Annotated in this window: 26 protein-coding genes and 3 tRNA genes; 22 read left to right on the forward strand and 7 right to left on the reverse strand. The window is 60.2% G+C overall.

Translation table 11 applies throughout. The features are described from left to right. Positions 1–84 precede the first annotated feature (84 nt). Together LOY34_RS06260 and LOY34_RS06265 are read right to left on the reverse strand one after the other, a co-directional pair. Positions 85–161 (reverse strand) — tRNA-Met (locus LOY34_RS06260). Between the two features lie 131 nt (positions 162–292). Beyond that, positions 293–369, reverse strand: a tRNA-Met gene (locus tag LOY34_RS06265). Positions 370–587: 218 nt separating this feature from the next. Here LOY34_RS06265 and dinB point away from each other — a divergent pair. Then, entirely contained in the window at positions 588–1,652 is a 1,065-nt protein-coding gene (gene dinB, locus LOY34_RS06270) for a DNA polymerase IV (protein WP_195885857.1), read from the forward strand. A 45-nt stretch (positions 1,653–1,697) separates the two neighbouring features. Here the strand turns inward: dinB and LOY34_RS06275 are convergent, their stop codons facing one another. The 3 genes from LOY34_RS06275 to LOY34_RS06285 form a co-directional block, all read right to left on the reverse strand. Further along, a complete protein-coding gene (locus LOY34_RS06275) occupies positions 1,698–2,651 on the reverse strand; it encodes a lipoprotein (RefSeq protein ID WP_045193550.1) in 954 nt (317 codons plus the stop codon). 18 nt (positions 2,652–2,669) lie between these two features. After that, positions 2,670–4,385, reverse strand: coding sequence for a proline--tRNA ligase (locus LOY34_RS06280; protein ID WP_045193549.1), 1,716 nt, complete (start codon positions 4,383–4,385; stop codon positions 2,670–2,672). Between the two features lie 170 nt (positions 4,386–4,555). Then, entirely contained in the window at positions 4,556–5,860 is a 1,305-nt protein-coding gene (locus LOY34_RS06285) for an OprD family porin (RefSeq protein ID WP_045193547.1), read from the reverse strand. Positions 5,861–6,155: 295 nt separating this feature from the next. Here LOY34_RS06285 and LOY34_RS06290 point away from each other — a divergent pair, with 295 nt between their 5' ends. The 3 genes from LOY34_RS06290 to LOY34_RS06300 all read left to right on the forward strand — a co-directional run bounded on the left by LOY34_RS06290 (position 6,156) and on the right by LOY34_RS06300 (position 7,304). After that, the gene (locus tag LOY34_RS06290) at positions 6,156–6,413 is read left to right on the forward strand and encodes a hypothetical protein (protein ID WP_195885858.1); all 258 of its coding nucleotides are present in this window, start codon (positions 6,156–6,158) and stop codon (positions 6,411–6,413) included. A 255-nt stretch (positions 6,414–6,668) separates the two neighbouring features. Then, positions 6,669–7,094 carry an HIT domain-containing protein gene (locus tag LOY34_RS06295; protein WP_045193546.1) on the forward strand — a complete coding sequence of 142 codons (426 nt, stop codon included), beginning with the start codon at positions 6,669–6,671 and terminating at the stop codon, positions 7,092–7,094. 3 nt (positions 7,095–7,097) lie between these two features. Then, positions 7,098–7,304, forward strand: coding sequence for a SlyX family protein (locus tag LOY34_RS06300; protein ID WP_038996659.1), 207 nt, complete (start codon positions 7,098–7,100; stop codon positions 7,302–7,304). A 63-nt stretch (positions 7,305–7,367) separates the two neighbouring features. Here the strand turns inward: LOY34_RS06300 and LOY34_RS27370 are convergent, their stop codons facing one another. Further along, positions 7,368–7,955, reverse strand: a complete 588-nt coding sequence (locus LOY34_RS27370) for a cold-shock protein (protein WP_309475823.1) — start codon at positions 7,953–7,955, stop codon at positions 7,368–7,370. Between the two features lie 297 nt (positions 7,956–8,252). On the opposite strand from LOY34_RS27370, the gene LOY34_RS06310 reads away from it, so the two are divergent. The 18 genes from LOY34_RS06310 to LOY34_RS06395 all read left to right on the forward strand — a co-directional run bounded on the left by LOY34_RS06310 (position 8,253) and on the right by LOY34_RS06395 (position 21,929). Further along, positions 8,253–8,726, forward strand: a complete 474-nt coding sequence (locus LOY34_RS06310) for a Dps family protein (RefSeq protein ID WP_045193544.1) — start codon at positions 8,253–8,255, stop codon at positions 8,724–8,726. A 242-nt stretch (positions 8,727–8,968) separates the two neighbouring features. Then, the gene (locus LOY34_RS06315; RefSeq protein WP_045193543.1) at positions 8,969–9,298 is read left to right on the forward strand and encodes a ribbon-helix-helix domain-containing protein; all 330 of its coding nucleotides are present in this window, start codon (positions 8,969–8,971) and stop codon (positions 9,296–9,298) included. Between the two features lie 93 nt (positions 9,299–9,391). Then, positions 9,392–9,613, forward strand: coding sequence for an FmdB family zinc ribbon protein (locus LOY34_RS06320; protein WP_045193542.1), 222 nt, complete (start codon positions 9,392–9,394; stop codon positions 9,611–9,613). Between the two features lie 93 nt (positions 9,614–9,706). Then, the gene (gene aspS, locus LOY34_RS06325) at positions 9,707–11,482 is read left to right on the forward strand and encodes an aspartate--tRNA ligase (protein ID WP_045193709.1); all 1,776 of its coding nucleotides are present in this window, start codon (positions 9,707–9,709) and stop codon (positions 11,480–11,482) included. A gap of 121 nt (positions 11,483–11,603) precedes the next feature. Further along, positions 11,604–12,350 (forward strand): YebC/PmpR family DNA-binding transcriptional regulator, encoded by a 747-nt coding sequence (locus LOY34_RS06330; RefSeq protein WP_045193541.1) that lies wholly within the window; start codon positions 11,604–11,606, stop codon positions 12,348–12,350. Positions 12,351–12,520: 170 nt separating this feature from the next. Next, on the forward strand, positions 12,521–13,045 hold the full coding sequence (ruvC, locus tag LOY34_RS06335) for a crossover junction endodeoxyribonuclease RuvC (protein WP_093386484.1): 525 nt from the start codon (positions 12,521–12,523) through the stop codon (positions 13,043–13,045). Positions 13,046–13,153: 108 nt separating this feature from the next. Beyond that, positions 13,154–13,762, forward strand: coding sequence for a Holliday junction branch migration protein RuvA (gene ruvA / locus LOY34_RS06340; RefSeq protein WP_010223195.1), 609 nt, complete (start codon positions 13,154–13,156; stop codon positions 13,760–13,762). Then, a complete protein-coding gene (gene ruvB / locus LOY34_RS06345; protein ID WP_045193539.1) occupies positions 13,763–14,818 on the forward strand; it encodes a Holliday junction branch migration DNA helicase RuvB in 1,056 nt (351 codons plus the stop codon). 125 nt (positions 14,819–14,943) lie between these two features. After that, positions 14,944–15,399: a tol-pal system-associated acyl-CoA thioesterase gene (ybgC, locus tag LOY34_RS06350; RefSeq protein ID WP_045193538.1), complete on the forward strand. Its 456-nt coding sequence runs from the start codon at positions 14,944–14,946 to the stop codon at positions 15,397–15,399. A gap of 2 nt (positions 15,400–15,401) precedes the next feature. Beyond that, positions 15,402–16,097: a protein TolQ gene (gene tolQ / locus LOY34_RS06355; RefSeq protein WP_010223192.1), complete on the forward strand. Its 696-nt coding sequence runs from the start codon at positions 15,402–15,404 to the stop codon at positions 16,095–16,097. 14 nt (positions 16,098–16,111) lie between these two features. Further along, positions 16,112–16,564, forward strand: a complete 453-nt coding sequence (gene tolR / locus LOY34_RS06360) for a protein TolR (protein WP_045193537.1) — start codon at positions 16,112–16,114, stop codon at positions 16,562–16,564. Further along, positions 16,564–17,640, forward strand: coding sequence for a cell envelope integrity protein TolA (gene tolA / locus LOY34_RS06365; protein ID WP_045193536.1), 1,077 nt, complete (start codon positions 16,564–16,566; stop codon positions 17,638–17,640). Before tolR ends, tolA begins: the two co-directional genes overlap by 1 nt. Further along, positions 17,637–18,938, forward strand: coding sequence for a Tol-Pal system beta propeller repeat protein TolB (tolB, locus tag LOY34_RS06370; protein ID WP_045193535.1), 1,302 nt, complete (start codon positions 17,637–17,639; stop codon positions 18,936–18,938). Before tolA ends, tolB begins: the two co-directional genes overlap by 4 nt. A gap of 52 nt (positions 18,939–18,990) precedes the next feature. Next, positions 18,991–19,488, forward strand: coding sequence for a peptidoglycan-associated lipoprotein Pal (gene pal, locus LOY34_RS06375; RefSeq protein ID WP_010223188.1), 498 nt, complete (start codon positions 18,991–18,993; stop codon positions 19,486–19,488). A gap of 6 nt (positions 19,489–19,494) precedes the next feature. Next, entirely contained in the window at positions 19,495–20,298 is an 804-nt protein-coding gene (ybgF, locus tag LOY34_RS06380) for a tol-pal system protein YbgF (protein ID WP_195885859.1), read from the forward strand. Positions 20,299–20,456: 158 nt separating this feature from the next. Next, a complete protein-coding gene (gene queE / locus LOY34_RS06385; protein ID WP_093386470.1) occupies positions 20,457–21,104 on the forward strand; it encodes a 7-carboxy-7-deazaguanine synthase QueE in 648 nt (215 codons plus the stop codon). Between the two features lie 13 nt (positions 21,105–21,117). Continuing rightward, on the forward strand, positions 21,118–21,792 hold the full coding sequence (gene queC, locus LOY34_RS06390; protein WP_045193531.1) for a 7-cyano-7-deazaguanine synthase QueC: 675 nt from the start codon (positions 21,118–21,120) through the stop codon (positions 21,790–21,792). A gap of 61 nt (positions 21,793–21,853) precedes the next feature. After that, positions 21,854–21,929 (forward strand) — tRNA-Lys (locus tag LOY34_RS06395). A gap of 60 nt (positions 21,930–21,989) precedes the next feature. On the opposite strand, the gene LOY34_RS06400 is transcribed toward LOY34_RS06395, so the two are convergent. Next, a complete protein-coding gene (locus LOY34_RS06400; RefSeq protein WP_408980902.1) occupies positions 21,990–24,161 on the reverse strand; it encodes a TonB-dependent receptor in 2,172 nt (723 codons plus the stop codon). Positions 24,162–24,415 lie beyond the last annotated feature (254 nt).

The raw sequence follows: 24,415 nt of genomic DNA on the forward strand, positions 1-24,415 counted from the left end.
GAAGGGCGTTCAGGGGGCGGGCTGATTAGCTGGAAGGCAGACGCAAAAAAGGCCACTTTTTTCAAAGTGGCCTTTTCTGTTGTTTGGTTGCGGGAGCCGGATTTGAACCGACGACCTTCGGGTTATGAGCCCGACGAGCTACCAGACTGCTCCATCCCGCGTCTGTGGGGCGGATTCTACAGCGTTGAGCTTGGCTGTCAACGCTTAATTGTTGATTTACAATAAAAAATTACCTGGGGCTTTATTCCGGGCAAAGAAAAAGGCCACTCGTGAGAGTGGCCTTTCCTGAATCTGGTTGCGGGAGCCGGATTTGAACCGACGACCTTCGGGTTATGAGCCCGACGAGCTACCAGGCTGCTCCATCCCGCGCCTGTGAGATGAGATTCTACAGTTTTGCCCGGGGCTGTCAATAGCCTGTTTGCAGAAATCCTTTCTCCTTCAATCGCTTAGCGCCGCTGAAAAGGGCTGCAAGGCAGCAAGGGCGGGCCTTGCAGAGGTTCCGGGGGGGAATGAATTAGTTGTGATGCATGGGCCGCTAGCGGGTGAGATACTGCTTACATCACTTTAAACCTGTTCTTACGCTCCCTATGTCTCAACGCAAGATCATCCATATCGACTGCGATTGCTTCTACGCCGCCATCGAAATGCGCGACGACCCGCGTCTGGTCGGGCGGCCGCTGGCGGTGGGCGGTTCGGCGGAGCGGCGCGGGGTGATCGCTACCTGCAACTATGAGGCGCGGGCGTTCGGCGTGCGTTCGGCGATGTCTTCGCACCATGCCCTCAAGCTGTGCCCGGACCTGCTGATCGTCAAGCCGCGCATGGATGCCTATAAAGAAGCCTCGCGGGAAATTCACGGCATCTTTCGCGAATACACTGACCTGATCGAGCCCTTGTCGCTGGACGAGGCTTACCTGGATGTGTCGGACAGTTCCTGGTTTGCGGGCAGCGCTACACGGATTGCCGCCGATATTCGCCGTCGGGTTGCCCAACAGTTGCATATCACTGTGTCGGCTGGCGTGGCGCCGAACAAATTCCTGGCCAAGATCGCCAGTGACTGGCGCAAGCCCAATGGCCTGTTTGTGGTCACTCCGAATGAAGTCGAAGACTTCGTGGCTGCCTTGCCGGTGAGCAAGCTGCATGGCGTAGGCAAGGTCACCGCCGACAAGATGGGCCGCCTGGGCATCATCACCTGCCTGGAGTTGCGCGACTGGAGTCGCCTGGCCCTGGCCCGTGAATTCGGCGGTTTTGGTGAGCGGTTGTGGGGGCTGGCGCGGGGTATCGATGACCGTCCGGTGCAAAATGACAGCCGGCGTCAGTCGGTCAGTGTCGAAAACACCTACGACACCGATCTGCCTGACCTGGCCAGTTGCCTGGAAAAACTCCCGGAGCTGCTGGAAACCCTGGCCGGGCGCATGGCCCGCATCGACGACAGTTATCGCCCGGGCAAGCCGTTCGTCAAAGTGAAGTTCCATGATTTCAGCCAGACCACCCTTGAGCAGTCAGGGGCGGGGCGTGACCTGGGCAGCTATCAACACTTGCTCAGCCAGGCCTTTGCCCGTGGCGGCAAGCCGGTGAGGCTGTTGGGGATTGGTGTGCGCTTGCAGGATTTGCGCGGTGCGCATGAACAGCTGGAGCTGTTCACTCGGGAGTGAGGAGGGCAGCGCCAGCAGGCTGGCGCTCTCCGGGTACAGCGAAGGTCAGTGCGCGCCAGGGTCGGCAACCAGGCGGCCGGCGTCCTTGGTCAGTGACTTGAGGAATTCCTGTTGCAGCTCCGGATCGTTGCGGGTCAGCTCGATCAGGCTTTGCTCCAGTTCACTGGCTTCTTCTTCCAGGCCCAGCTCCGACAGGCGCTTGACCCGATGTACCCACTGGCTGACTTCGTCGTCTTCCAGATCATCGAAAATCAGTTCGTGGGCTTCCACCAGTTTGCCGCGCAGGCCGGCGCTGATCAGCAGGCTGGCATCGCCACGCACGTTGTTGTCTTCATCGACCACCTGCAGGTGCAGGGTGCCGATGTGGGTCAGGTTCTGCTCGCTGAACGGGCTGTCGAGCAGGTTCAGGTGCAGCACGCCATTGCGGTCGGTGGTCAGCTCATGGTCGATCTTGCCGGCCTTGACCGACACCGGCCGCTCGCTCCAGGGTACGCTGGTGTATTCCTGGCGCTTGTCCTTTTGCACTTCGGTGATGCCCGCCAGGTTCTGCTGGGCACGACCGTTGGACTGGGCGTTCATGAACGGGTTGAGGCCGTCGAAGCCATAGCTCAACCAGTCATGGGTCACGCTGTCGGGCAGGTTGCCCAGGGCAAAGACATTGACCACGTTGGCGCCGACACCGGCCACCACCGCCACCGCGCCCAGCGGAATCTCATAGACTTCGCGCCAGGGTTGGTAAGGCGTGTAGCGATCGTAGCGACGGGTAACCTCGAACTCGGTGACTTCGAAGTTCTTCTGTTCGTGGATGCGCACACGCCGTTGCGGCAGCTCGAGTACCTTGGGGTCCCCAACATCGATCTGCAGGCTGTGTTCGAGCAGCTTGCGCTCGATGCGCTCCTCGTGCTCGCTGCGCTGGGACATCTGGTTGGCGCAACCGCTGAGGAGCAGGGCGCCGCACAGTGCGGCGCCCCCCAGGTTGATGGTACTTCGCTTGAACATGATTACTCTTGCGTTGGCTTAGCGACGAATGCGGGCTTGCAGGAACGACAGCACCTCGGCCACTGGCAGCGGCTGTGCGTCACGCTCGGTGCGGTGCTTGTATTCCAGGTTGCCGTCGGCCAGGCCGCGGTCGCTGATGACGATGCGGTGCGGGATGCCGATCAGTTCCATGTCGGCGAACTTGATCCCCGGGCTGGTCTTCTTGTCGCGGTCGTCCAGCAGCACTTCGAAGCCGGCAGCGGTCAGCTCGGCATACAGCTTGTCGGTGGCTTCGCGAACCTGTTCGGTCTCGTAGCGCAGCGGCACCAGGGCGATCTGGAAGGGTGCCAGGGTATCGCTCCAGATGATGCCGTTTTCGTCGTAGTTCTGCTCGATGGCCGCAGCCACCACACGCGATACGCCGATACCGTAGCAACCCATGCTCAGGGTTACCGGCTTGCCGTTCTCGCCCAGTACCTGGCACTTGAGTGCCTCGCTGTACTTGGTGCCGAGCTGGAAGATGTGCCCGACTTCGATGCCGCGCTTGATCACCAGGGTGCCCTTGCCATCCGGGCTTGGGTCGCCCTCGACGACGTTGCGCAGGTCGGCCACTTGCGGAACTGGCAGGTCGCGCTCCCAGTTGACGCCGAAGTAGTGTTTGTCGTCGATGTTGGCACCGATGCCGAAGTCGCTCATCAGCGCAACCGAGCGGTCGATGATGCATGGCAGCGGCAGGTTCAGCGGGCCGAGGGAACCGGCGCCGGCGCCAATGGCGTCGCGCAGCTCTTCGTCGCTGGCCATGACCAGCGGGCTGGCAACTTCTGCCAGGTTGGCAGCTTTGATTTCATTGAGCTCGTGGTCGCCACGGACGATCAGGGCAATCAGCTTGCCTTCTTCGGCGGCGTGGACGATCAGAGTCTTGACGGTCTTTTCGATCGCCAGGCCATAGTTGTCGACCAGCTGGGTGATGGTCTTGGCGTCCGGGGTGTCGACCAGGCGCAGCTCTTCGGTCGGCGCCGGGCGCACGGTTTCCCGTGGGATGGCTTCGGCCTTCTCGATGTTGGCGGCGTAGTCGGAGCTGTCGCTGAAGATCACATCGTCTTCACCGGACTCGGCCAGCACGTGGAATTCGTGGGAGTAGCTGCCACCGATCGAGCCGGTGTCAGCCTGCACTGGGCGGAAGTCCAGGCCCAGGCGGGTAAAGATGTTGCTGTACGCCAGGTGCATGCGATCGTAGGTTTGCTGCAGGGAAGCCGGATCGGCATGGAAGGAGTAGGCGTCCTTCATGATGAACTCGCGACCACGCATGAGGCCGAAGCGCGGACGGATCTCGTCACGGAACTTGGTCTGGATCTGGTACATGTTCAGCGGCAGCTGTTTATAGCTGTTGAGCTCGTTGCGGGCCAGGTCGGTGATGACCTCTTCGTGGGTCGGGCCCACGCAGAACTCGCGACCGTGACGGTCTTTGAGGCGCAGCAGCTCCGGGCCGTACTGTTCCCAGCGGCCGGATTCCTGCCACAGCTCGGCAGGCTGGATGGCCGGCATCAGCACTTCAAGGGCGCCAGCGGCGTTCATTTCCTCGCGGACCACGGCTTCGACCTTGCGCATTACCCGCAGGCCCATCGGCAGCCAGGTATAAAGGCCGGATGCGAGCTTGCGGATCATGCCGGCACGCAGCATCAGCTGGTGGCTGATGACGACCGCGTCGGAAGGGGTTTCTTTTTGAGTAGCGAGCAAATATTGACTGGTGCGCATGGTAGGCCGTTGTCGGTTGCTTAAGACTTTAAATGACCCCGCATTGTACGGGGGCGATTCGGTGGCGTACAGGATGCCGGAGCACGAAGGCGTTGTCAGCCCGAATTCAGACAAGAAAAAACCCGGCAGTGCCGGGCCCTTTCGTACTGGGGATACTGAAAGCCCGAGGCTTACAGGATGCTCAGCGGGTACTCGACGATCAGGCGCAGTTCGTCGATCGATGGCGAACCGTAGTAAACGCCGTCACCCGAACGGTAGGTGGCTTGACGTACACGCAGGCTCAGGTCTTTGGCCGGACCTTCCTGCAGAACGTACTTGGCCTCGATGTCGCGTTCCCATTCCTTGCCGTTGTCGGTGCCAGTGACGTTGGCACCGGTACCCTTGACATAACGGGTCATGAAGCTCAGGCCTGGAACGCCGTATTCGGCGAAGTTCAGGTCGTAACGTGCCTGGTAGGATTTCTCGTCTTCGGCGTTGAAGTCGGAACGAGCGATGGAGTTGGCCAGGAAAATGGTGCCGCCGCCGTCGATGCCGTAGGCATAGTCGCCGTCACCGGTAACCTTCTGGTAGGCCAGGGTGAAGGTGTGCGCGCCAATGTTGTAGGCGCCCGACAGGCTGAACGCACGGTTATCAAGTTTGTCACCATCGAAGGCGGTAACGTTGGCCTTGCCGTCGCTCTTGGTGTCATAGATGTTGAAGTCGAACACCAGGCCTTGGTTGTCGTTGATCGGCAGTGCCCAGTTGACGTTGGCGTAGTATTTACGCCAGTAGTCTTCGACCTTGGAGTAGTAGAGGCTGGTGCTCAGGGTGTCGGTGAAGGCATAGGTGCCGCCGAACACGTCAGCCTGGGTCAGGCCAGGGTTCTTGATCCCGGTAGTGCGGTTCTTGCCACCGATGCTGTCGTGGTAGGACTGCGATTGAGCATTCAGGGCGGTGAAGTGACCGGCATTCAGCTCAAGGCCTTTGATTTCCTTGCTGGTCACCAGGAAACCTTCGACGGTTTCAGGCAGCAGGCGGCTGTCGTCGGTTGCCAGAACCGGCAGGGCGGTGAACTGGGTGCCGTACTTCAGCACGGTGTCGGAGATGCGGAACTTGACCGCCGCGCCACCTTCGGAGAACGAGTCCTGCGAACGGCCATCTGCGCCCAGCGGGAACTGGCCGGTGCCGGCGCGACCTTTGCCGCTGTCCAGTTTCAGGCCGAGCATGCCGATGGCGTCGACACCGAAACCTACGGTGCCTTGGGTAAAGCCCGACTGGTAGGTGCCGAGGAAGCCCAGGCCGGTTTCTTCAACGCGGCTTTGGTCGCCGTTAGGCACGTTACGGAAGTCACGGCTAAAGTACAGCATGCGGGTTTTGACATTGAGTTTGCTGTCTTCAACAAAACCCTTGGACTCATCCTGAGAAGAGGCCACTGCCAATTGCGAGGTGCCGGCTGCAACAGCCAGGGCGATTATGCTCCACTTCATCACGCGCATCGTGATTTGCTCCTTTGGTTTTTAGGAAGAGTACTGCCGTCGCTGTTTGGTTTTTTTATACAGCGCGGCTCTTTCTTTTTGTGTCGGCGGAAATGTATATCACGCTGACCGGCGTTGGCGATATGCCTGTCGAGAACCTTTCGGTAACTTTACGGTCATGTCGCTAACAGTTATGTCCTTGTCGCAAACCACGCCCCGGGTTTCGCGGGCCGTACAACTCCAGCGCTGTTTCAAGCGGATTAAGGATAGGTAAAAACGATCTAGCCCCTGCCCCCCGAAACTCCCTGGTTAACCCATGCAGCTGTTGTTATTTGTCGCCGCTCACTGCATCAGTGCAGAGGGCGTGCCGACCGTGGCGGATGACAATGCAACAAGCGTGCACAAAATCGAACGGCTTCACGAAATTTTCACGCTTTCGCCCTCCGAAGGTCCTCAGGTGCCGATAAACCGGGGGTCAAAGAACCTTTGGTTCGCGGCTGTCGATCGCAATGGAATAAGGGAAAAAGTTGCCCGTAAAGTCAAAGCGTTACCGTTGAAGGCTAAAGCTGAGTAGTTTGTGGATGTTCACTGGGCGAAACGCCGACGGACGGCTTCATTTTGGTGCGAAAAGTAGCGTTTCCTTGCCCGGGCAGCGTAACACCGACGTACGCATAGGCCTTTTGGGTGAGGGGAGGGGGCTAAATCGGTGCATTGCTTCATTAATAAGGCAGCAGGCAATGCCCCGACGAGCGATCAGGAGTATCCTGCTGGCAGTGGCTCACGGAGGGTTGTGTGAGCAAGGTATTAAGCTGTTGTAGGAGATTTCGTAGTGTTTGTTCTGGATCAACGTCTTCAACAAGACACCTTTTGCCTGGGGGACTTTCCTCTTTGTCGTCTGTTGCTGAGTAGGGATGGCAACTATCCCTGGTTTATCCTAGTGCCGCGTCGGGCCGAAATCAGCGAATTGTTTCAACTTGATGACAGCGATCAGCAGCAACTCTGGAAAGAAACTAACGCCCTGGCCCAGATCCTCAAGGACGTCTTTGCCGCCGACAAAATGAACGTGGCAACCCTCGGCAATGTAGTTAGCCAGCTACATATGCATGTGATTGTTCGTCATCGTTCTGATCCGGCCTGGCCGGCACCTGTGTGGGGCAATAAACCTGCAATTGAATATGCGCCACAACAGGTGGCTGAGATCCGTTTGCGTCTGGCCGAGGTATTGGTTGACGACTTTCAGTTCGCGGAGGCTTGAATCATGACCCTTGAAGCGCGCGTGACCGAGTTGGAAAGCCGGCTGGCCTTTCAGGACGATACCCTGCTGGCCTTGAATGATGTGCTGGTCGAACAGCAGCGCGTCGTTGAGCGCCTGCAGTTGCAGATGGCAGCACTGCTCAAGCGCTATGAAGAGATGGTCGGCCAGTACGAGGCCAGTGAAGAAGAGGCACCGCCGCCGCATTACTGATTCGGGGGCGAAAAAAAACCGCGATGGGCAGTGATGCCGTCGCGGTTTTTTTGTTGCTGCTGATCAGCGCCGTGGGGCGGCGATCACGTCTTCGGCCTGCAGGCCCTTGTCGCGGTTCATCACCGAGAACTCCACGCGCTGGCCTTCGACCAGCACCCGGTGGCCTTCGCCGCGAATGGCGCGGAAGTGGACGAAGATGTCATCGCCCGAATCGCGGGAGATAAAGCCGAAACCCTTGGACGTGTTGAACCACTTCACCGTGCCGGTATCGCGATTGGACATGTCGTACTGGGTGTTCTGGCTACGGGCCACAGCGCTTTTGGCAAAACCGGCAATCAAGTGCAGGAGGGTGGCCAGCAGGGCGCAAGCCAGGGCCGGCAGGTTGCCAAGCTCCGGACGGGCCAGCAAGGTCACGGTCTGCAGGATCACGGTAAGCACCAGCAAAGCACTGGCAGCGCGCTGCAGTTGCTGGCGCACGCCCCGGTAGTGCTGTGCGAGCACGGGAGCGATGAGCAGGTTAAGCAGGCCGAAAAGCGCCAGGTAAACCGCCTCCGGTTGCTGCAGGACGGGTATGGCTTCGGTTCTGAGGCTGGGTATGAAGGACAGCAGCAAAGCTGCAACGCCCGTCAACAGGTGGACGATCTTGAACATGTTGGTTGGCTCACATTGATAAGGCGGATCACAGGAAGAGCTGGCTTCACGGCGCGCACGGGTAAAAAAGCGCAAAAACGTGAGAAGGCCAGCCTATGCGCCCGGGCAATGACAATCGGCGCGGGCGGCACGCTGCCTATTTAACAGCAAAGCCCCGGGCTTCTCAAATCAGCGGCCAACCGTGTGTCGCGCGGCCTGCAGCCTTGTGTCGCAGGCATGAGGCTGCAGGGGTGGAAAACTCTTGGTACAGTGGTTTGTACCCGCTTGATCAGCAAGCACTAAGGAAAGGGGAACTACATGGCAATCGATATCGGTATCAGCGAAGAAGATCGCAAGTCCATCGTCGATGGTTTGTCGCGCCTGTTGTCGGATACCTACGTACTTTATCTGAAGACCCACAACTTTCACTGGAACGTCACCGGGCCTGCGTTTCGTACCTTGCACCTGATGTTCGAAGAGCAGTACAACGAACTGGCCCTGGCGGTCGACTCGATCGCCGAGCGTATTCGCGCGCTGGGCTTCCCGGCACCCGGGGCGTACTCGATCTACGCGCGGCTTTCTTCTATTAAGGAAGAAGAGGGGGTGCCACCTGCTGACGAAATGATCAAACAACTGGTCGAAGGCCAGGAGGCGGTAACCCGCACGGCGCGCAGCATTTTCCCGCTGCTCGACAAGGTCAGCGACGAGCCGACGGCCGACCTGCTGACCCAGCGCATGCAGGTGCATGAAAAAACCGCCTGGATGCTGCGCTCGCTACTTGAAGGCAAGTAACCGGCAGATTTAACCCTGTTATTCGAATGCCCGAACTTTTGTGCGAAGTTCGGGCATTTCAGTTAGTACGGAAGCACTTTCCGGTGTTTTAAAGTACCGGCTCCAGTGCCGAGTATTCCTACATTCAGAGTTAGGGTGTCTGCTGGCACCGCCACGTTACACAGCGCTTTATTAAGGGCATGTTCCCGCGTGCATAACGCACGCGGGTTTGTTTCCCGGTTAAACAGTGGCGTGGTACGACTATGTCGGCATGGATGAATCGCACGGGGCGCGTAGCCTGCGTGCCGCACAAGGATGGCGTCGACCCTTTCGAGGCCAATTTCAACATGGGCCTGGCCCAGCCGCTGTCGCGGTCGGTGCGCCTCAACGGCTTTGCCACCTGTCTGCGCCTGGAAGAGATCTACTGGACTATTCTTGAACGCATCGCCAAGGCCAATCAGTGCTCGGTCAATGCCGTGTTGTCGTATATCGACCGTGAGGTGCACCTGCGTCACGGCGGGGTAAAAAATTTCAGCGGGCTGATCCGCGTGGTCTGCGTGGTCTATTTGCTCGGCTTGCCAGTGGCACGCTAGTCGGTTGCCGGGCTGCACAGCACTCCTTAACCATATATAATCCCGCGCTTTACTGCCCGAACCAGCCTGCGCTGTGGTTAACGAGACACGCCTATGCCCATGTACGACTATCAATGTGCTTCCTGCAACCACCAGTTGGAAGTCCTCCAGAAGCTCAGCGCCGCGCCGCTGACCGATTGCCCGGCGTGTGAGCAGCCAGCGCTGAAGAAGCTGATTTCGGCCCCGGGCTTCCGCCTGGGTGGTACCGGCTGGTACGAAACCGACTTCAAGACCGGTGCGAAAAAGAACCTGGCAGGCGGCGACAAGGCCGACTGAGTTGATTGCACCGGCAGGGTCTTGCACTATTAGCCCTTTGGGGCTGCAAGGCCTCCACTGAACATACGAATGACGAGAAGCGAAACCACCATCATGATGCGCAGCCATTATTGCGGCCAACTGAACGAGAGCCTGGAAGGTCAGGAAATTACCCTTTGCGGATGGGTCCATCGTCGCCGCGACCACGGCGGGGTGATTTTCCTCGATATCCGTGATCGCGAAGGCATGGCCCAGGTCGTTTTCGACCCGGATCGCGCAGAAAGCTTCGCCGCCGCCGACCGCGTGCGCAGCGAATACGTGGTGCAGATTACCGGCAAGGTGCGTCCGCGTCCGGCTGGCGCAGTCAACGCCAACATGGCCTCGGGTGCCATCGAAGTGTTGGGTTATGAGCTGACCGTGCTGAACGAAGCGGAAACCCCGCCGTTCCCGCTCAACGAATACTCCGACGTTGGCGAAGAAACCCGCCTGCGCTATCGCTTCATCGACCTGCGTCGTCCAGAGATGGCCGAGAAGCTGCGTCTGCGTTCGCGCATCACCACCAGCATCCGTCGCTTCCTCGACGAAAACGGCTTCCTCGACGTCGAAACGCCGATCCTTACCCGTGCCACCCCTGAGGGCGCGCGTGACTACCTGGTGCCGAGCCGTACCCACGCCGGCAGCTTCTTCGCCCTGCCGCAATCGCCCCAGCTGTTCAAGCAGCTGCTGATGGTTGCCGGTTTCGACCGCTACTACCAGATCGCCAAGTGCTTCCGTGACGAAGACCTGCGCGCCGACCGTCAGCCGGAATTCACCCAGATCGACATCGAGACCAGCTTCCTCGATGAGTCCGAGATCATGGGCCTGACCGAAAGCATGATCCGCAAGCTGTTCAAGGAAGTCCTGGACCTGGAATTCGGTGAATTCCCGCACATGACTTTCGAAGAAGCCATGCGCCGCTACGGTTCCGACAAGCCTGACCTGCGTAACCCGCTGGAACTGGTCGACGTTGCCGACCAACTCAAGGACGTCGAATTCAAGGTGTTCAGCGGCCCGGCCAACGATCCGAAGAGCCGTGTTGCCGCCCTGCGCGTGCCAGGTGGCGCGAGCATGCCGCGCAGCCGCATCGACGAGTACACCAAGTTCGTCGGCATCTACGGTGCCAAGGGCCTGGCCTACATCAAGGTCAATGAGCGCGCCAAGGGCGTTGAAGGCCTGCAGTCGCCGATCGTCAAGAACATCCCCGAGGCCAACCTCAACGTGATCCTCGATCGCGTTGGCGCGGTCGATGGCGACATCGTGTTCTTCGGCGCCGACAAGGCCAAGATTGTCAGCGAGGCGCTGGGCGCCCTGCGTATCAAGGTCGGTAACGATTTCAACCTGCTCACCTGCGAGTGGGCCCCGATGTGGGTGGTTGACTTCCCGATGTTCGAAGAGAACGACGACGGCAGCTTCACCGCGCTGCACCACCCGTTCACCGCGCCAAAATGCAGCCCCGAAGAGCTCGAGGCCAACCCGGCCACCGCGCTGTCGCGTGCTTACGACATGGTCCTCAACGGTACCGAGCTGGGTGGCGGTTCGATCCGTATCCACCGCAAAGAGATGCAACAGGCGGTCTTCCGTCTGCTGGGTATCGAAGCGGCTGAACAGGAAGAGAAGTTCGGCTTCCTGCTCGACGCCCTGAAGTTCGGCGCACCGCCGCACGGCGGCCTGGCCTTCGGCCTTGACCGTCTGGTGATGCTGATGACCGGCGCCCAGTCGATTCGCGAAGTCATTGCCTTCCCGAAAACCCAGAGCGCCGCGTGCGTCATGACCCAGGCCCCTGGCCTGGTCGATGCCAAGGCCCTGCGTGAGTTGCATATCCGTCTGCGCGAACAGCCCAAGGCTGAGTAAGCAGGCCCCGGGCGCATCCAGATGGATGCGCCTTTGCGTTAAGGCGCATGAATTTAAAGGTCTCGGCCGGGCGTGAGCGCGGCCGCGGCGTGGCATTGTTACAAAGGATTCGGAGTGCGTTATGGCAGGTCATTCCAAGTGGGCAAACATCAAGCACCGCAAAGAGCGCCAGGATGCCAAGCGAGGCAAGATCTTCACCAAGTGGATTCGTGAGCTGACCGTTGCCGCCAAGCAGGGCGGCGGCGATCCTGCCTCCAACCCGCGCTTGCGCCTGGCCCTGGACAAGGCGCTGGGGGCGAACATGAGCCGCGACATCATCGACCGGGCGGTTGCCCGCGGTGCTGGCACGGCCGAAGCCGACAACGTCGAAGAGCTCAGCTACGAAGGTTACGGCCCGGGCGGCGTGGCGATCATGGTCGAGGCCATGACCGACAACCGCAACCGTACCGCCGCCGCTGTGCGTCATGCCTTCAGCAAATGCGGCGGCAACCTCGGCACCGACGGTTCGGTGGCTTACCTGTTCGAGCGCAAGGGGCAGATCAGCTTCGCCGCCGGCGTCGATGAAGACGCGCTGATGGAAGCGGCGATGGAAGCCGATGCCGACGACGTGGTCAGCAACGAGGACGGTTCGTTCGACGTGTTTACCTCGTTCAACAGCTTCTATGCCGTGCGCAACGCCCTGGAAGAGGCCGGTTTCAAGGCCGCTGACGCGGAAATCGTGATGCAGCCGACCACCAGCGCCGAACTCGACCTGGACGGCGCACAGAAGGTGCTCAAGCTGATCGACATGCTTGAAGACCTGGACGACGTACAGAACGTCTACTCCAATGCCGAAATTCCTGACGAAGTCATGGAACAGCTCGGCTAGTCTCAAGTTGTTCATTTAGGTGGGAGCGAGCTTGCCTCGCGATGCGATTGGGTGGTAATGCGCAATCGCGGGGCAAGCCCGCTCCTACCGGCCCGAGGCCGGATCTGCCTGCAGTTGCATTGCACCTGCGAGCCGGTCCGGCTTCTGTTTTTACTATGGCGCAAAGACGTATGACTCTGATTCTTGGCATCGACCCCGGCTCGCGCATTACCGGCTATGGCGTGGTGCACCACAGCGGGCGAGGCTGCGAGTACGTGGCTTCCGGATGCATTCGTACTGGCGCCGGGGAGCTGCCCGAGCGCCTGCAGATCGTCTTTCGCGGTGTGCGCGAGATTATCCGCCAGCACGGCCCGGTGACCATGGGCATCGAGCGGGTGTTCATGGCGCGTAACGCCGACTCGGCGCTCAAGCTCGGCCAGGCCCGCGGCGCGGCGATCGTCGCGGCTATCGAAGAAGGCCTGGAAATCGCCGAGTACAGCGCCACCCAGGTCAAGCAGGCGGTGGCCGGCACCGGTGGGGCCAATAAGGAGCAGGTGCAGATGATGGTCATGCACCTGCTGAAACTGACGCAAAAGCCGCAGATCGATGCCTCCGACGCCCTGGCCATCGCCTTGTGCCATGCCCATACCCGCTCAAGCCTGGTGCCCCACGGCCTGGGTACGGCGCGCAGTCGAAGCGGGCGCTTGCGGCTCTGATAGCATCATCTGCTGAAACAAATTTTGCCTGGGCAATGCCATCGGCCATTGCATTTGCTGTTAGGGTTGACCGGTCGCTTGCCGGTACCCATGAGGAAGGATCGGAACGTGATTGGACGTTTGCGCGGCACCCTGGCTGAAAAACAGCCGCCGCACCTGATTGTCGACGTCAACGGCCTGGGCTATGAGCTCGAAGTGCCGATGACCACCCTGTACCGCCTGCCCAAGGTTGGCGAAGTGGTGACCTTGCACACCCACCTGGTGGTGCGCGAAGACGCCCACCTGCTGTATGGCTTCCATGAAAAGCGCGAGCGCGAGCTGTTTCGCGAGCTGATCCGCCTCAATGGCGTGGGGCCCAAGCTGGCCCTGGCATTGATGTCGGGCCTGGAGGTCGACGAACTGGTACGCTGTGTCCAGGCCCAGGATGCTTCGGCCCTGGTCAAGGTGCCGGGGGTTGGTAAAAAGACCGCCGAACGCCTGCTGGTCGAACTCAAGGACCGCTTCAAGGCCTGGGAAACCTCCCCGGCCATGTTTGCCCTTGTGCCCAATGGTCCACTGCCGATTGCCAGCGTTTCCAGCGCCGAGGCCGATGCCGTCAGCGCGCTGATTTCCCTGGGCTACAAGCCCCAGGAAGCGAGCAAGGCGGTCGCCGCCGTGGATGCCAAGGGCCTGAGCAGCGAAGAGCTGATCCGTCGCAGCCTGAAGGGAATGATCTAAGTGATTGAAGCCGATCGACTGATAGCCGCCACCGGGCGCGACCGTGAAGAGGTCCAGGACCGGGCGATCCGCCCATTGCGCCTGGCCGAATACATCGGCCAGCCGGTGGTGCGTGAACAGATGGCGCTGTTCATCCAGGCCGCCCGCGGGCGCAACGAATCCCTCGACCACACCCTGATCTTCGGCCCGCCGGGCCTGGGCAAGACCACCCTGGCCAATATCATTGCCCAGGAAATGGGCGTGTCGATCAAAAGCACTTCCGGGCCGATCCTCGAGCGCCCGGGTGACCTGGCCGCGTTGCTGACCAACCTTGAGCCGCACGATGTGCTGTTCATCGACGAAATCCATCGCCTGTCGCCCATCGTCGAAGAAGTGCTGTACCCGGCCATGGAAGACTTCCAGCTCGACATCATGATCGGCGAGGGGCCGGCGGCGCGTTCGATCAAGCTCGACTTGCCGCCGTTCACCCTGGTCGGCGCCACCACCCGTGCCGGCATGCTGACCAACCCGCTGCGTGACCGCTTCGGCATCGTCCAGCGCCTTGAGTTCTACAACACCGAGGACCTGGCGACCATCGTCAGCCGTTCCGGTGGCATTCTCGGCCTGCCCATTGAAGACGAAGGTGCCTTCGAGATCGCCCGCCGCGCCCGTGGCACGCCACGGATTGCCAACCGCCTGCTGCGGCGGGTGCGCGACTACGCCGAGGTGCGTGGCAAGGGCCACATCACCAAGCCGGTGGCCGACATGGCGCTGAACCTGCTGGACGTCGACGAGCGCGGTTTCGATCATCAGGACCGGCGCTTGCTGCTGACCATGATCGAGAAGTTCGACGGCGGCCCGGTGGGGGTCGACAGCCTGGCCGCGGCCATCAGCGAAGAGCGTCACACCATCGAAGACGTGCTCGAGCCCTACCTGATCCAGCAGGGCTACATCATGCGCACGCCACGGGGCAGGGTGGTGACCCGGCATGCCTACCTGCATTTCGGCCTGAACATTCCCAACCGCCTGGGCGAATCGATCAGCGGCGAGGGTTTTTCCGCCCAGACCGATGAATGACAGATTTATCCAGCGTTTCTGTGGTCCTATCCGCGGGCATGCCTCAGTCGCGCTGGCAATACGACATAATCGATGAAAAACAGTTGCCGGGGCGGATTGGCAAGCTGAGGAGTTAGCACTAGAGTATGCGCGCGCAAAACGAGCTAGAGCCGTTCGCACATCGTTGTCGTGTCTATTACGAAGATACCGATGCCGGCGGCGTGGTGTATTACGTCAATTACCTGAAATTCATGGAACGTGCCCGCACCGAGCGGTTGCGTGACCTGGGCTTTGCCCAGTCGGCACTGGCGCAGGACAACCTGCTGTTCGTGGTCCATTCCAGCGAGGCGCGCTATCACGCGCCAGCGCGGCTGGACGACGAGTTGCGGGTTACCGCGCAAGTGCTTGAATTGAACCGCGCCAGCCTGCGCTTCGTGCAGCAGGTGTGGCGCGAAAAAGATGCAACGCTGCTCTGTGAGGGGCAGTTCCTGGTGGCCTGTGTGCGCGCCGATACTTTCAAACCCCGGGCCATCCCCCAAGCGCTGCGCGCGGCCTTTGCCGAGGCGGGCGATCCGGGTACTCATTCAAATGCAGGAGATTAAGCGTGGAAGCTAACGTCGTCGACCATACCTCCATGTGGAGCCTGGTCAGCAATGCCAGCATCGTGGTGCAGCTGGTCATGCTGATTCTGGTGGCCGCATCGGTAACGTCATGGATCATGATTTTCCAGCGCAGCACCATGCTGCGCGCCGGTCGTCGTGCGCTGGACAGCTTTGAAGAGCGCTTCTGGTCGGGTATCGACCTGTCCAAGCTGTATCGTCAGGCTGGCAGCAACCCGGACCCGGATTCGGGTGTAGAGCAGGTGTTCCGCGCCGGCTTCAAAGAGTTCTCGCGTCTGCGCCAACAGCCAGGCGTCGACCCGGACGCGGTCATGGAAGGCGTTGGCCGGGCCATGCGCGTAGCCATCTCCCGCGAGGAAGAGAAGCTCGAGCAGAGCCTGCCGTTCCTCGCCACCGTCGGCTCCACCAGCCCGTACATCGGCCTGTTCGGTACCGTCTGGGGCATCATGAACTCCTTCCGTGGCCTGGCCTCGGCGCAGCAAGCGACCCTGGCCACCGTGGCCCCGGGTATCGCCGAAGCCCTGATCGCCACCGCGATCGGCCTGTTCGCCGCGATCCCTGCGGTTATTGCCTACAACCGTTTCGCTGCCCGCAGTGAAGTCTTGATCGGCCGTTACTACACGTTCGCCGACGAGTTCCAGGCCATCCTGCACCGTAAAGTGCACACCAGCGAAGAGTGATCAGGTAAAAGCCCATGGCCCGAGTTCGCCACAAACGCAAGCCGGTCGCCGAAATGAACGTGGTGCCATACATCGACGTGATGCTGGTACTGCTGGTGATTTTCATGGTGACCGCACCGATGCTCAACCAGGGCGTGAAGGTCGACCTGCCCAAGGTTTCCAGTGAAGCCTTGCCGCAGGACAACAACACCCAGGTCCTGACCATTTCGATCAAGGCTGACAAGACCTACTACTGGAACCTTGGCAGCGAAGTCGACACCGACAAGCAGATGGACAAGGCCATGACCTTGCCGCAAATGACCGACGCCGTGACCAAGATCATCAGCGCCGGCCGTGACCAGGGCAAGCAGACCCAGGTCTTCATCCGTGGCGACAAGTCCGTCGACTACGGCGCGGTCATGGGTGCCATGGGCGGGTTGCAGAAGGCAGGTGTCGGTAACGTTGGCCTGATTACCGAGGCGCCCTGATGCAACAGCGAGAGCCATCCGCCTCGGAAAGCTATTTCTGGCCCAGTGTCTGGGCCATTGCGCTGCACGTTCTGGTGTTCGGCATGCTGTTCGTCAGCTTTGCCATGACCCCGGAGCTGCCGCCGGCCAAGCCTATTGTCCAGGCAACCCTGTACCAGCTCAAATCCAAGAGCCAGGCCACCACCCAGACCAATCAGAAGATTGCCGGTGAGGCCAAGAAGACTGCTTCGCGTCAAACCGAAGAAGAACAGATGGAACAGAAGAAGGTCGAGCAGCAGGCAGTGAAGGCTGCGGAACAAAAGAAAGAAGAAGCGGCTCAAAAGGCCGAAGAGGCGCGAGCCGAAGCTGAAGCGAAGAAAGCCGAACAGGCCGAGAAGGCCGAGCAAGCGAAGAAAACCGCCGAAGCCAAGAAAGCCGAAGAGGCGAAGAAGGCTGCCGAGAAGCAACAGGCTGACATCGCCAAGAAGAAGGCCGAAGAGGAAGCCAAGAAAAAGGCTGACGAAGAGGCCAAGAAGCAGGCGGCTGAAGAAGCCAAGAAAAAAGCAGCCGAGGACGCCAAGAAGAAGGCGGCCGAGGACGCCAAGAAAAAAGCAACGGCTGAAGAGGCGAAGAAGAAAGCCGCCGAAGACGCCAAGAAGAAAGCCGCAGCTGATGCGGCCAAGAAGAAGGCACAGGATGCAGCCCGCAAGGCGGCGGAAGACAAGAAAGCCCAGGCCCTGGCCGAGCTTCTGTCCGATACCACCGAACGGCAGCAGGCCCTGGCTGACGAGCAGGGTGACCAGGTAGCCGGCGATTTCGACGACCTGATCCGTGCACGTGCGGCCGAGGGCTGGGCACGTCCGCCTTCTGCGCGCAAGAACATGACGGTGGTCCTGCAGATCGGCATGTTGCCGGACGGCACCATTACCTCGGTGAGCGTAGCCCGCTCCAGTGGTGACGGTCCGTTTGACAGCTCGGCTGTGGCAGCGGTCAAGAACATTGGTCGTTTAACCGAAATGCAGGGCTTGAAACCGAGCGAATTCAATCCCTATCGTTCATTCAAGATGACATTCACACCTGAGGATCTAGCCTTGTGATTAACCTTCTTCGAGGACTGCTGGTCGTTCTCTGCTGTGCAGCAGGGTTGGCCGTAGCAGATGAAAAGAACATTCTGGTCACCAGCGGCAGCGATCGCGCCACGCCGATCGCGGTCGTGCCGTTCGGGCTGCAGGGCGGCAGCGTGCTGCCTGAAGACATGGCTGACATCATCGGCAATGACCTGCGCAACTCCGGTTATTACTCGCCGATCCCGCGCCAGAACATGATCAGCCAGCCGAGCCAGGCCAGCGAAGTGATCTTCCGTGACTGGAAAGCCCTGGGCGCCCAGTACGTGATGGTCGGCAGCATCGTTCCGTCCGGCGGCCGCCTGCAGGTGCAGTACGCGCTGTTCAACGTCGCCACCGAGCAGCAAGTGCTGACCGGCAGCGTCTCGGGCAGCGTCGATCAACTGCGCGACATGTCGCACTACATCGCCGACCAGTCGTTCGAAAAGCTCACCGGCATCAAGGGTGCATTCTCTACCCGCATGCTTTACGTGACCGCCGAGCGCTTCTCGACCAACAACACCCGTTACACCCTGCAGCGTTCGGACTACGACGGTGCGCGGGCGGTAACCCTGCTGCAGTCGCGTGAGCCGATCCTGTCGCCGCGCTTTGCACCAGACGGCAAGCGCATTGCCTACGTGTCGTTCGAGCAGAAGCGTCCGCGCATCTTCGTCCAGCATATCGATACCGGTCGCCGTGAGCAGATCACCAACTTCGAAGGCCTCAACGGTGCGCCAGCCTGGTCGCCGGATGGTTCGCGCCTGGCGTTCGTGCTGTCCAAGGACGGCAACCCGGACATCTACGTGATGAACATGGGGTCGCGCCAGCTGTCGCGCGTGACCGCAGGCCCGGGTATCAACACCGAACCGTTCTGGGGTAAAGATGGCTCGACCATCTACTTCACCTCCGACCGCGGTGGTAAACCACAGATCTACAAAACCAATGTTTCCGGTGGTGGTGCAGAGCGGGTAACTTTCGTGGGTAACTACAACGCCAACCCTAAACTGTCGGCGGATGAAAAGACCCTGGTGATGATTCATCGCCAACAAGGTTTCACCAACTTCAAAGTGGCTGCACAAGATTTGCAACGCGGCAGTGTAAAGATTCTCTCGGAAACAAGTCTTGATGAGTCACCCACTGTTGCGCCCAACGGCACCATGCTAATCTACGCCACCCGCCAGCAGGGCCGGGGAGTCTTGATGCTCGTCTCTCTCAACGGACGCGTGAGGCTCCCGCTTCCTACCGCTCAAGGCGAAGTCAGAGAACCGTCCTGGTCCCCTTACCTGAACTGACGCGGCGCTTTACGTTTTACTTAACACACTGGGGTTCATTAGGAGTTTCACGATGGAAATGCTGAAGTTTGGTAAGTTTGCTGCGCTGGCTCTGGCCATGGCCGTAGCTGTAGGTTGCTCCTCGAAAGGCGGCGACGATGCTGGTCAAGGCCAGGTTGATCCTAACGCTGGCTACGGTGCCAACACTGGCGCTGTTGACGGCAGCCTGAGCGAAGAAGCTGCTCTGCGCGCAATCACCACCTTCTACTTCGAATACGACAGCTCGGACCTGAAGCCAGAAGCCATGCGCGCTCTGGACGTTCATGCCAAGGACCTGAAAGGCAACGGCGCTCGCGTCGTTCTGGAAGGTAACACCGACGAGCGTGGTACTCGCGAATACAACATGGCTCTGGGCGAGCGTCGTGCGAAAGCCGTTCAACGCTACCTGGTACTGCAAGGCGTTTCTCCTGCCCAGCTGGAACTGGTTTCCTACGGCGAAGAGCGTCCAGTTGCTACCGGTAACGACGAGCAGTCCTGGGCTCAGAACCGTCGCGTCGAACTGCGTAAGTAATTCGATATGCGAACGTGCCGTCGTGCTGTAACCGTCCTGGCTCTCACCCTGCCTCTCATGGCCTGGGCTGAGGTTCCTGTTGTTGATGACAACGCAGGCTATAGCGGCGCAAGCAGCTATCCGCCTGCGGGTTATGGTACGAACGGCGCCTATGCCGGGGGAGGGGTTACGGCCCCTGCCTCGGCACAGGGCCAGCTGTTCATGCAACTGCAGCAAATGCAGGAGCAGATAGCGCGTCAACAAGGCGTCATTGAAGAGCTGCAAAATGACGTGTCACGCATGAAACAGGAGAGCCTGGAGCGTTACCAGGACCTGGATCGGCGTATCGGAAGCGGTGTTGCACCTGCCGCCACTCCGCCCAATTCCCCAGCCGGTGGCGAAGCCACCGGTGCTGCCACCGGCCAGCAGCCTGCCGCCAGCAGCGAACCTGGCGATCCGGCGAAAGAGAAGCTCTATTACGACGCTGCTTTCGACCTGATCAAAGCCAAGGATTTCGACAAGGCCAGCCAGGCGTTCAACGCCTTCCTGCGCAAGTACCCGAACAGCCAGTATGCCGGCAACGCCCAGTACTGGCTCGGTGAAGTAAACCTGGCCAAAGGTGACCTGCAAGCGGCAGGGCAAGCCTTTGCCAAAGTGAGCCAGCTGTATCCCAAGCACAACAAGGTGCCGGATTCGCTGTACAAGCTCGCCGACGTGGAACGCCGCCTGGGTCACACCGACCGGGTCAAGGGCATTCTCCAGCAGGTGGTTACCCAGTACCCGGGTACCTCGGCTGCACAACTGGCCCAGCGCGATTTGCAAAAGCTCTGAACCAGCCGTTTTAAAAGAAACCCGCGCTAGTCGCGGGTTTTTTCGTTAGAATCACTGCCCTTTTATGAAACACGCTGCTGCGAACTACGCGATGACGGGTTCTCAGCAGTGCCTGACGGAGGCGGACAGCCTGTTTAGCTGTTACGCCCGTGGCGACTATGCAAGACACATTACGCATTACCGAAGTTTTTTACTCTTTGCAGGGTGAAACGCGTACCGCTGGGCTGCCCACGGTATTCGTCCGCCTCACCGGCTGCCCGCTGCGTTGCCAGTATTGCGACAGCGAGTACGCATTCAGTGGCGGCAGCATCCGCACCCTCGACTCGATCCTCGACCAGGTCGCCGGCTTCAAGCCGCGCTATGTCTGCGTCACCGGCGGCGAGCCGCTGGCCCAGCCCAATGCCATCCCTTTGCTCAAGCAACTGTGCGACGCCGGTTACGAGGTTTCGCTGGAGACCAGTGGCGCCCTGGATATTTCCAGGGTCGACACCCGGGTCAGTCGCGTGGTCGACCTGAAAACCCCAGGCTCCGAGGAAGTTCACCGCAACCGTTACGAGAATATCGAGCTGCTGACCCCGAATGACCAGGTCAAGTTCGTTATCTGTTCCCGTGAGGACTACGATTGGGCGGTGTCCAAGCTCATTCAATATGGCCTGGAAAAACGCGCTGGCGATGTCCTCTTCTCGCCCAGCCACCACCAGGTGAGTGCCACCGACCTGGCCGACTGGATCGTGGCCGATAATTTGCCGGTTCGTTTCCAGATGCAGCTGCACAAACTGCTGTGGAACGACGAACCGGGACGCTGACAGGAGTGATGCAATGACTGAGAAACGTGCGGTAATTCTGCTTTCCGGCGGCCTCGACTCGGCCACTGTTGTTGCCATGGCCAAGGCCGAGGGCTACAGCTGCTACACCATGAGCTTCGACTACGGCCAGCGCCACCGCGCCGAGCTCAACGCCGCAGCGCGGGTTGCCCGTGACCTGGGCGTGGTCGAACACAAGGTCATCGGCCTGAGCCTGGACGGGATTGGCGGCTCGGCCCTGACCGACAGCAGCATCGATGTACCTGAAGCGCCGAGCGAAGGCATCCCGGTCACTTACGTGCCGGCACGCAATACGGTGTTCCTGTCCCTGGCCCTGGGCTGGGCAGAAGTACTGGAAGCCCGCGATATCTTCATCGGCGTCAACGCCGTGGATTACTCCGGTTACCCGGATTGCCGCCCGGAGTTCGTCGAGGCGTTCGAGCGCATGGCCAACCTGGCTACCAAAGCCGGTGTCGAAGGCAACGGCTTTCGCATCCAGGCACCGCTGCAGAACCTCAGCAAGGCGCAGATCGTCCAGGCCGGCATGGCCCGCGGGGTGGATTACAGCCTGACCGTTTCCTGCTATCAGGCCGACGACCAAGGCCGTGCGTGCGGCAAATGTGACAGCTGCCGCCTGCGCGCCGACGGCTTTAAAGCCGCCGGTGTAGAGGACCCGACCAGATATTTTTAAATTATTTTGCGATGGGGTGTTGATTTCCTGTTAGAAATCAGTATTATACGCGCCATCCAACGGGTCGTTAGCTCAGTTGGTAGAGCAGTTGGCTTTTAACCAATTGGTCGTAGGTTCGAATCCTACACGACCCACCATACGCTGTAAGAGAAAGCCCGCGTCCTGCAAAGGTCGCGGGCTTTTTCGTTTCCTACCTATCAGAACGCGTAGGTCGCCGACAGAATCGCCGAACGCGCATCGCCGTACTCTATGGCCGAAGAACGCGCATCGGTGCCGTTCTGCTGGCGCACACGCTCAACGTAATCCTTGTCGAACAGGTTGTTGACGTTCAGCTGCAGGTCGAGGTCTTCGTTGACCCGGTACGCCACCATGGCGTTGTGCAGCCAGTAGGCGTCAAGCTTGGCGCTGGTGCTGGAGGTGACGTTGCGTTCGCTGACATAACGCGCGCCATAGCCCAGGGTCCAGCCGGCCGGCAACTGGTAAGTGGTCCACAGGTTCAGCGAGCGCGGCGGGGTGTTGCCCAGGGCCTGGCCTTCACGGGCGATACCGGCTGCAGTGTTGGCGGCCTTGAGGGTTTCACTGTCGAGGAAGGTGTAGTTGGCGAACACATCCCACTGCTCGGTGATATGCCCGGTGACCCCGACTTCGACGCCCTGTACACGCTGCTTGCCGGCCAGTTGGGTGGAGCCGTCGGCCATGGTTTCGCGGGCGTTGGTCTTTTCTACCCGAAACAGCGCCGCGTCCAGTTCCAGGCGCTTGTCGAGCAGCTCCCATTTGGTCCCCAGTTCCCAGGTTTCGTTCTTTTCCGGGGCGAGGTTTTCGGTGGCCGCGCTCAGGCCGCCGCCGGTGGAGGCCAGGCTCTCTGCCGAAGGGTTGAAGGAGTTGCCCCAGGCCAGGTAGATACGCCCGTTCTCAGTCGGTTTGTAGACCAGCCCGGCACGGCCACTGAGTTTCTCGTCGGTGGAGTCGAAGTCGGAGGTACGCACATGCCCGGCGTCGTAGCCTTGGGCCTGACCTTTGAACTTGTCGTAGCGCAGGCCCAGGTTCAGGTCCCATTGCTCATGCAGGGCGATGGTATCGAAGATGTACAGCGCCTGGTTGGTCAGTTCGGTGTCGGTATAGCCGCTGGTGGCCTTGTTGGCCGGCCCCGACCAATGCCCCGGCGGGTTGCTCAAGTCATAGCCATTGGCCGGATACAGGGCGTTGCTCAAGCCGTAGCCGTAGGTCTTCAGGTCCATGGTTTCGCGTGACACTTCCATGCCGGTGACCAGGTCATGGCGCATGCCCAGCAGCTTGAAGTTGCTGATCAGATTGGTCTGGTTGATCCACATTTCGGTGGTCGCATCGCGCCCGTAGCCCTGGGGGCCGGCGGGGCGATAGCGGCCAGGCGGCAGGCCGGTGGTGTTGACGTGCGAAGCCGAAACCGTGGTATCGCGGGCAATGTGGCTGTAGCGCGTAAGGTTTTGCAGGCGCAGGTTGTCGTTGAAGTCGTGTTCGAAGTTGGCGGTGAACGAGCTTTGCTCGATCTCTTCCTTGTCGAGGTTCTTCCAGCCGAAGTAGTCTTCGCGGCTGACGCCGGCCAGGCGTTTGCCGTCCAGGGCCGGTACGCCGTAGTCGGGCAGGTTGTCATCGACCTGGTGGAAGGCGCTCAGGGTCAGGCGCGTGGATTCGCTCAGGCCCAGGCGCAGCGATGGGGCGAGCCCCCAGCGTTCACGGTCGATCTGTTCGCGGCCGGCCACATCGTTCTGATGACCCATGAGGTTGATGCGAAACGCGCTGTCATGCCCTACGCCCTCCAGCGGCTGGTTGCTGTCCAGGGTCATGCGGTAGTAGCTGTCGGTGCCGACACTGCCGCCCAGGCGGGTGAAGGCCTGGTCCTGGGGCTGCTTGCTGATGATGTTGATGCTGCCGCCGGTGGTGCCGGCACCGCCGAACACCGAGTTGGGGCCTTTGATGACTTCGACCTGCTCGACATTGAAGGTGTCGGTGCGGTTGGTCTGGGCGCTGTCGCGCAAGCCGTCGATCTGGATATTGCTGTTGGCCGAGAAGCCACGGATGTTGATGCTGTCGCCCGAGCCGCCACCGCCTTCGCCGGCGTTGAAGGTGATGCCGGAGACGTTGGACAGTACCTGGCGCAGGCTCAGGGCCTGCTGCTCCTTGATTACCTGGGAGGGCACCACGGTGATGGTCTGCGGGGTGTCGAGCAGGGTGGTGGTGTACTTGCCCGACGCCGAGCGTTCAGTCTTGTAGTCGCTGCTGGCCTTGGCATCGATGTTGATATTGCCCAGCTCCAGGGGCGGGCTGGATGCCTTCTCGGCGAGCGAATAGCTTGATGTTGAAGCGACGGCAAGGCCCAGCGCTGAAGCCATGAAGGAATGCGATGAACGACCACGAGCAAGTTGGCAAGACATGTAAAGTTTCACCCCAGTGAAAATTAAATGTAAGTGTTTATGAGAATTATTAGCAGTTACGCTGCTGATGATAATCTCGCCGCTTACCTTTCTTGCAACTGTAGGTGTTTCGACATGTTTCTGGAGCGAACCATGACAACCAGGCAGAGTTCCAGCATCATGGTGCCACTTCGAACTCAAAGATGACCCGCCTCCGTCGTGAGGCCGGCATA

The sequence above is a fragment of the Pseudomonas sp. B21-009 genome (assembly GCF_024749345.1).
Taxonomy (GTDB): domain Bacteria; phylum Pseudomonadota; class Gammaproteobacteria; order Pseudomonadales; family Pseudomonadaceae; genus Aquipseudomonas.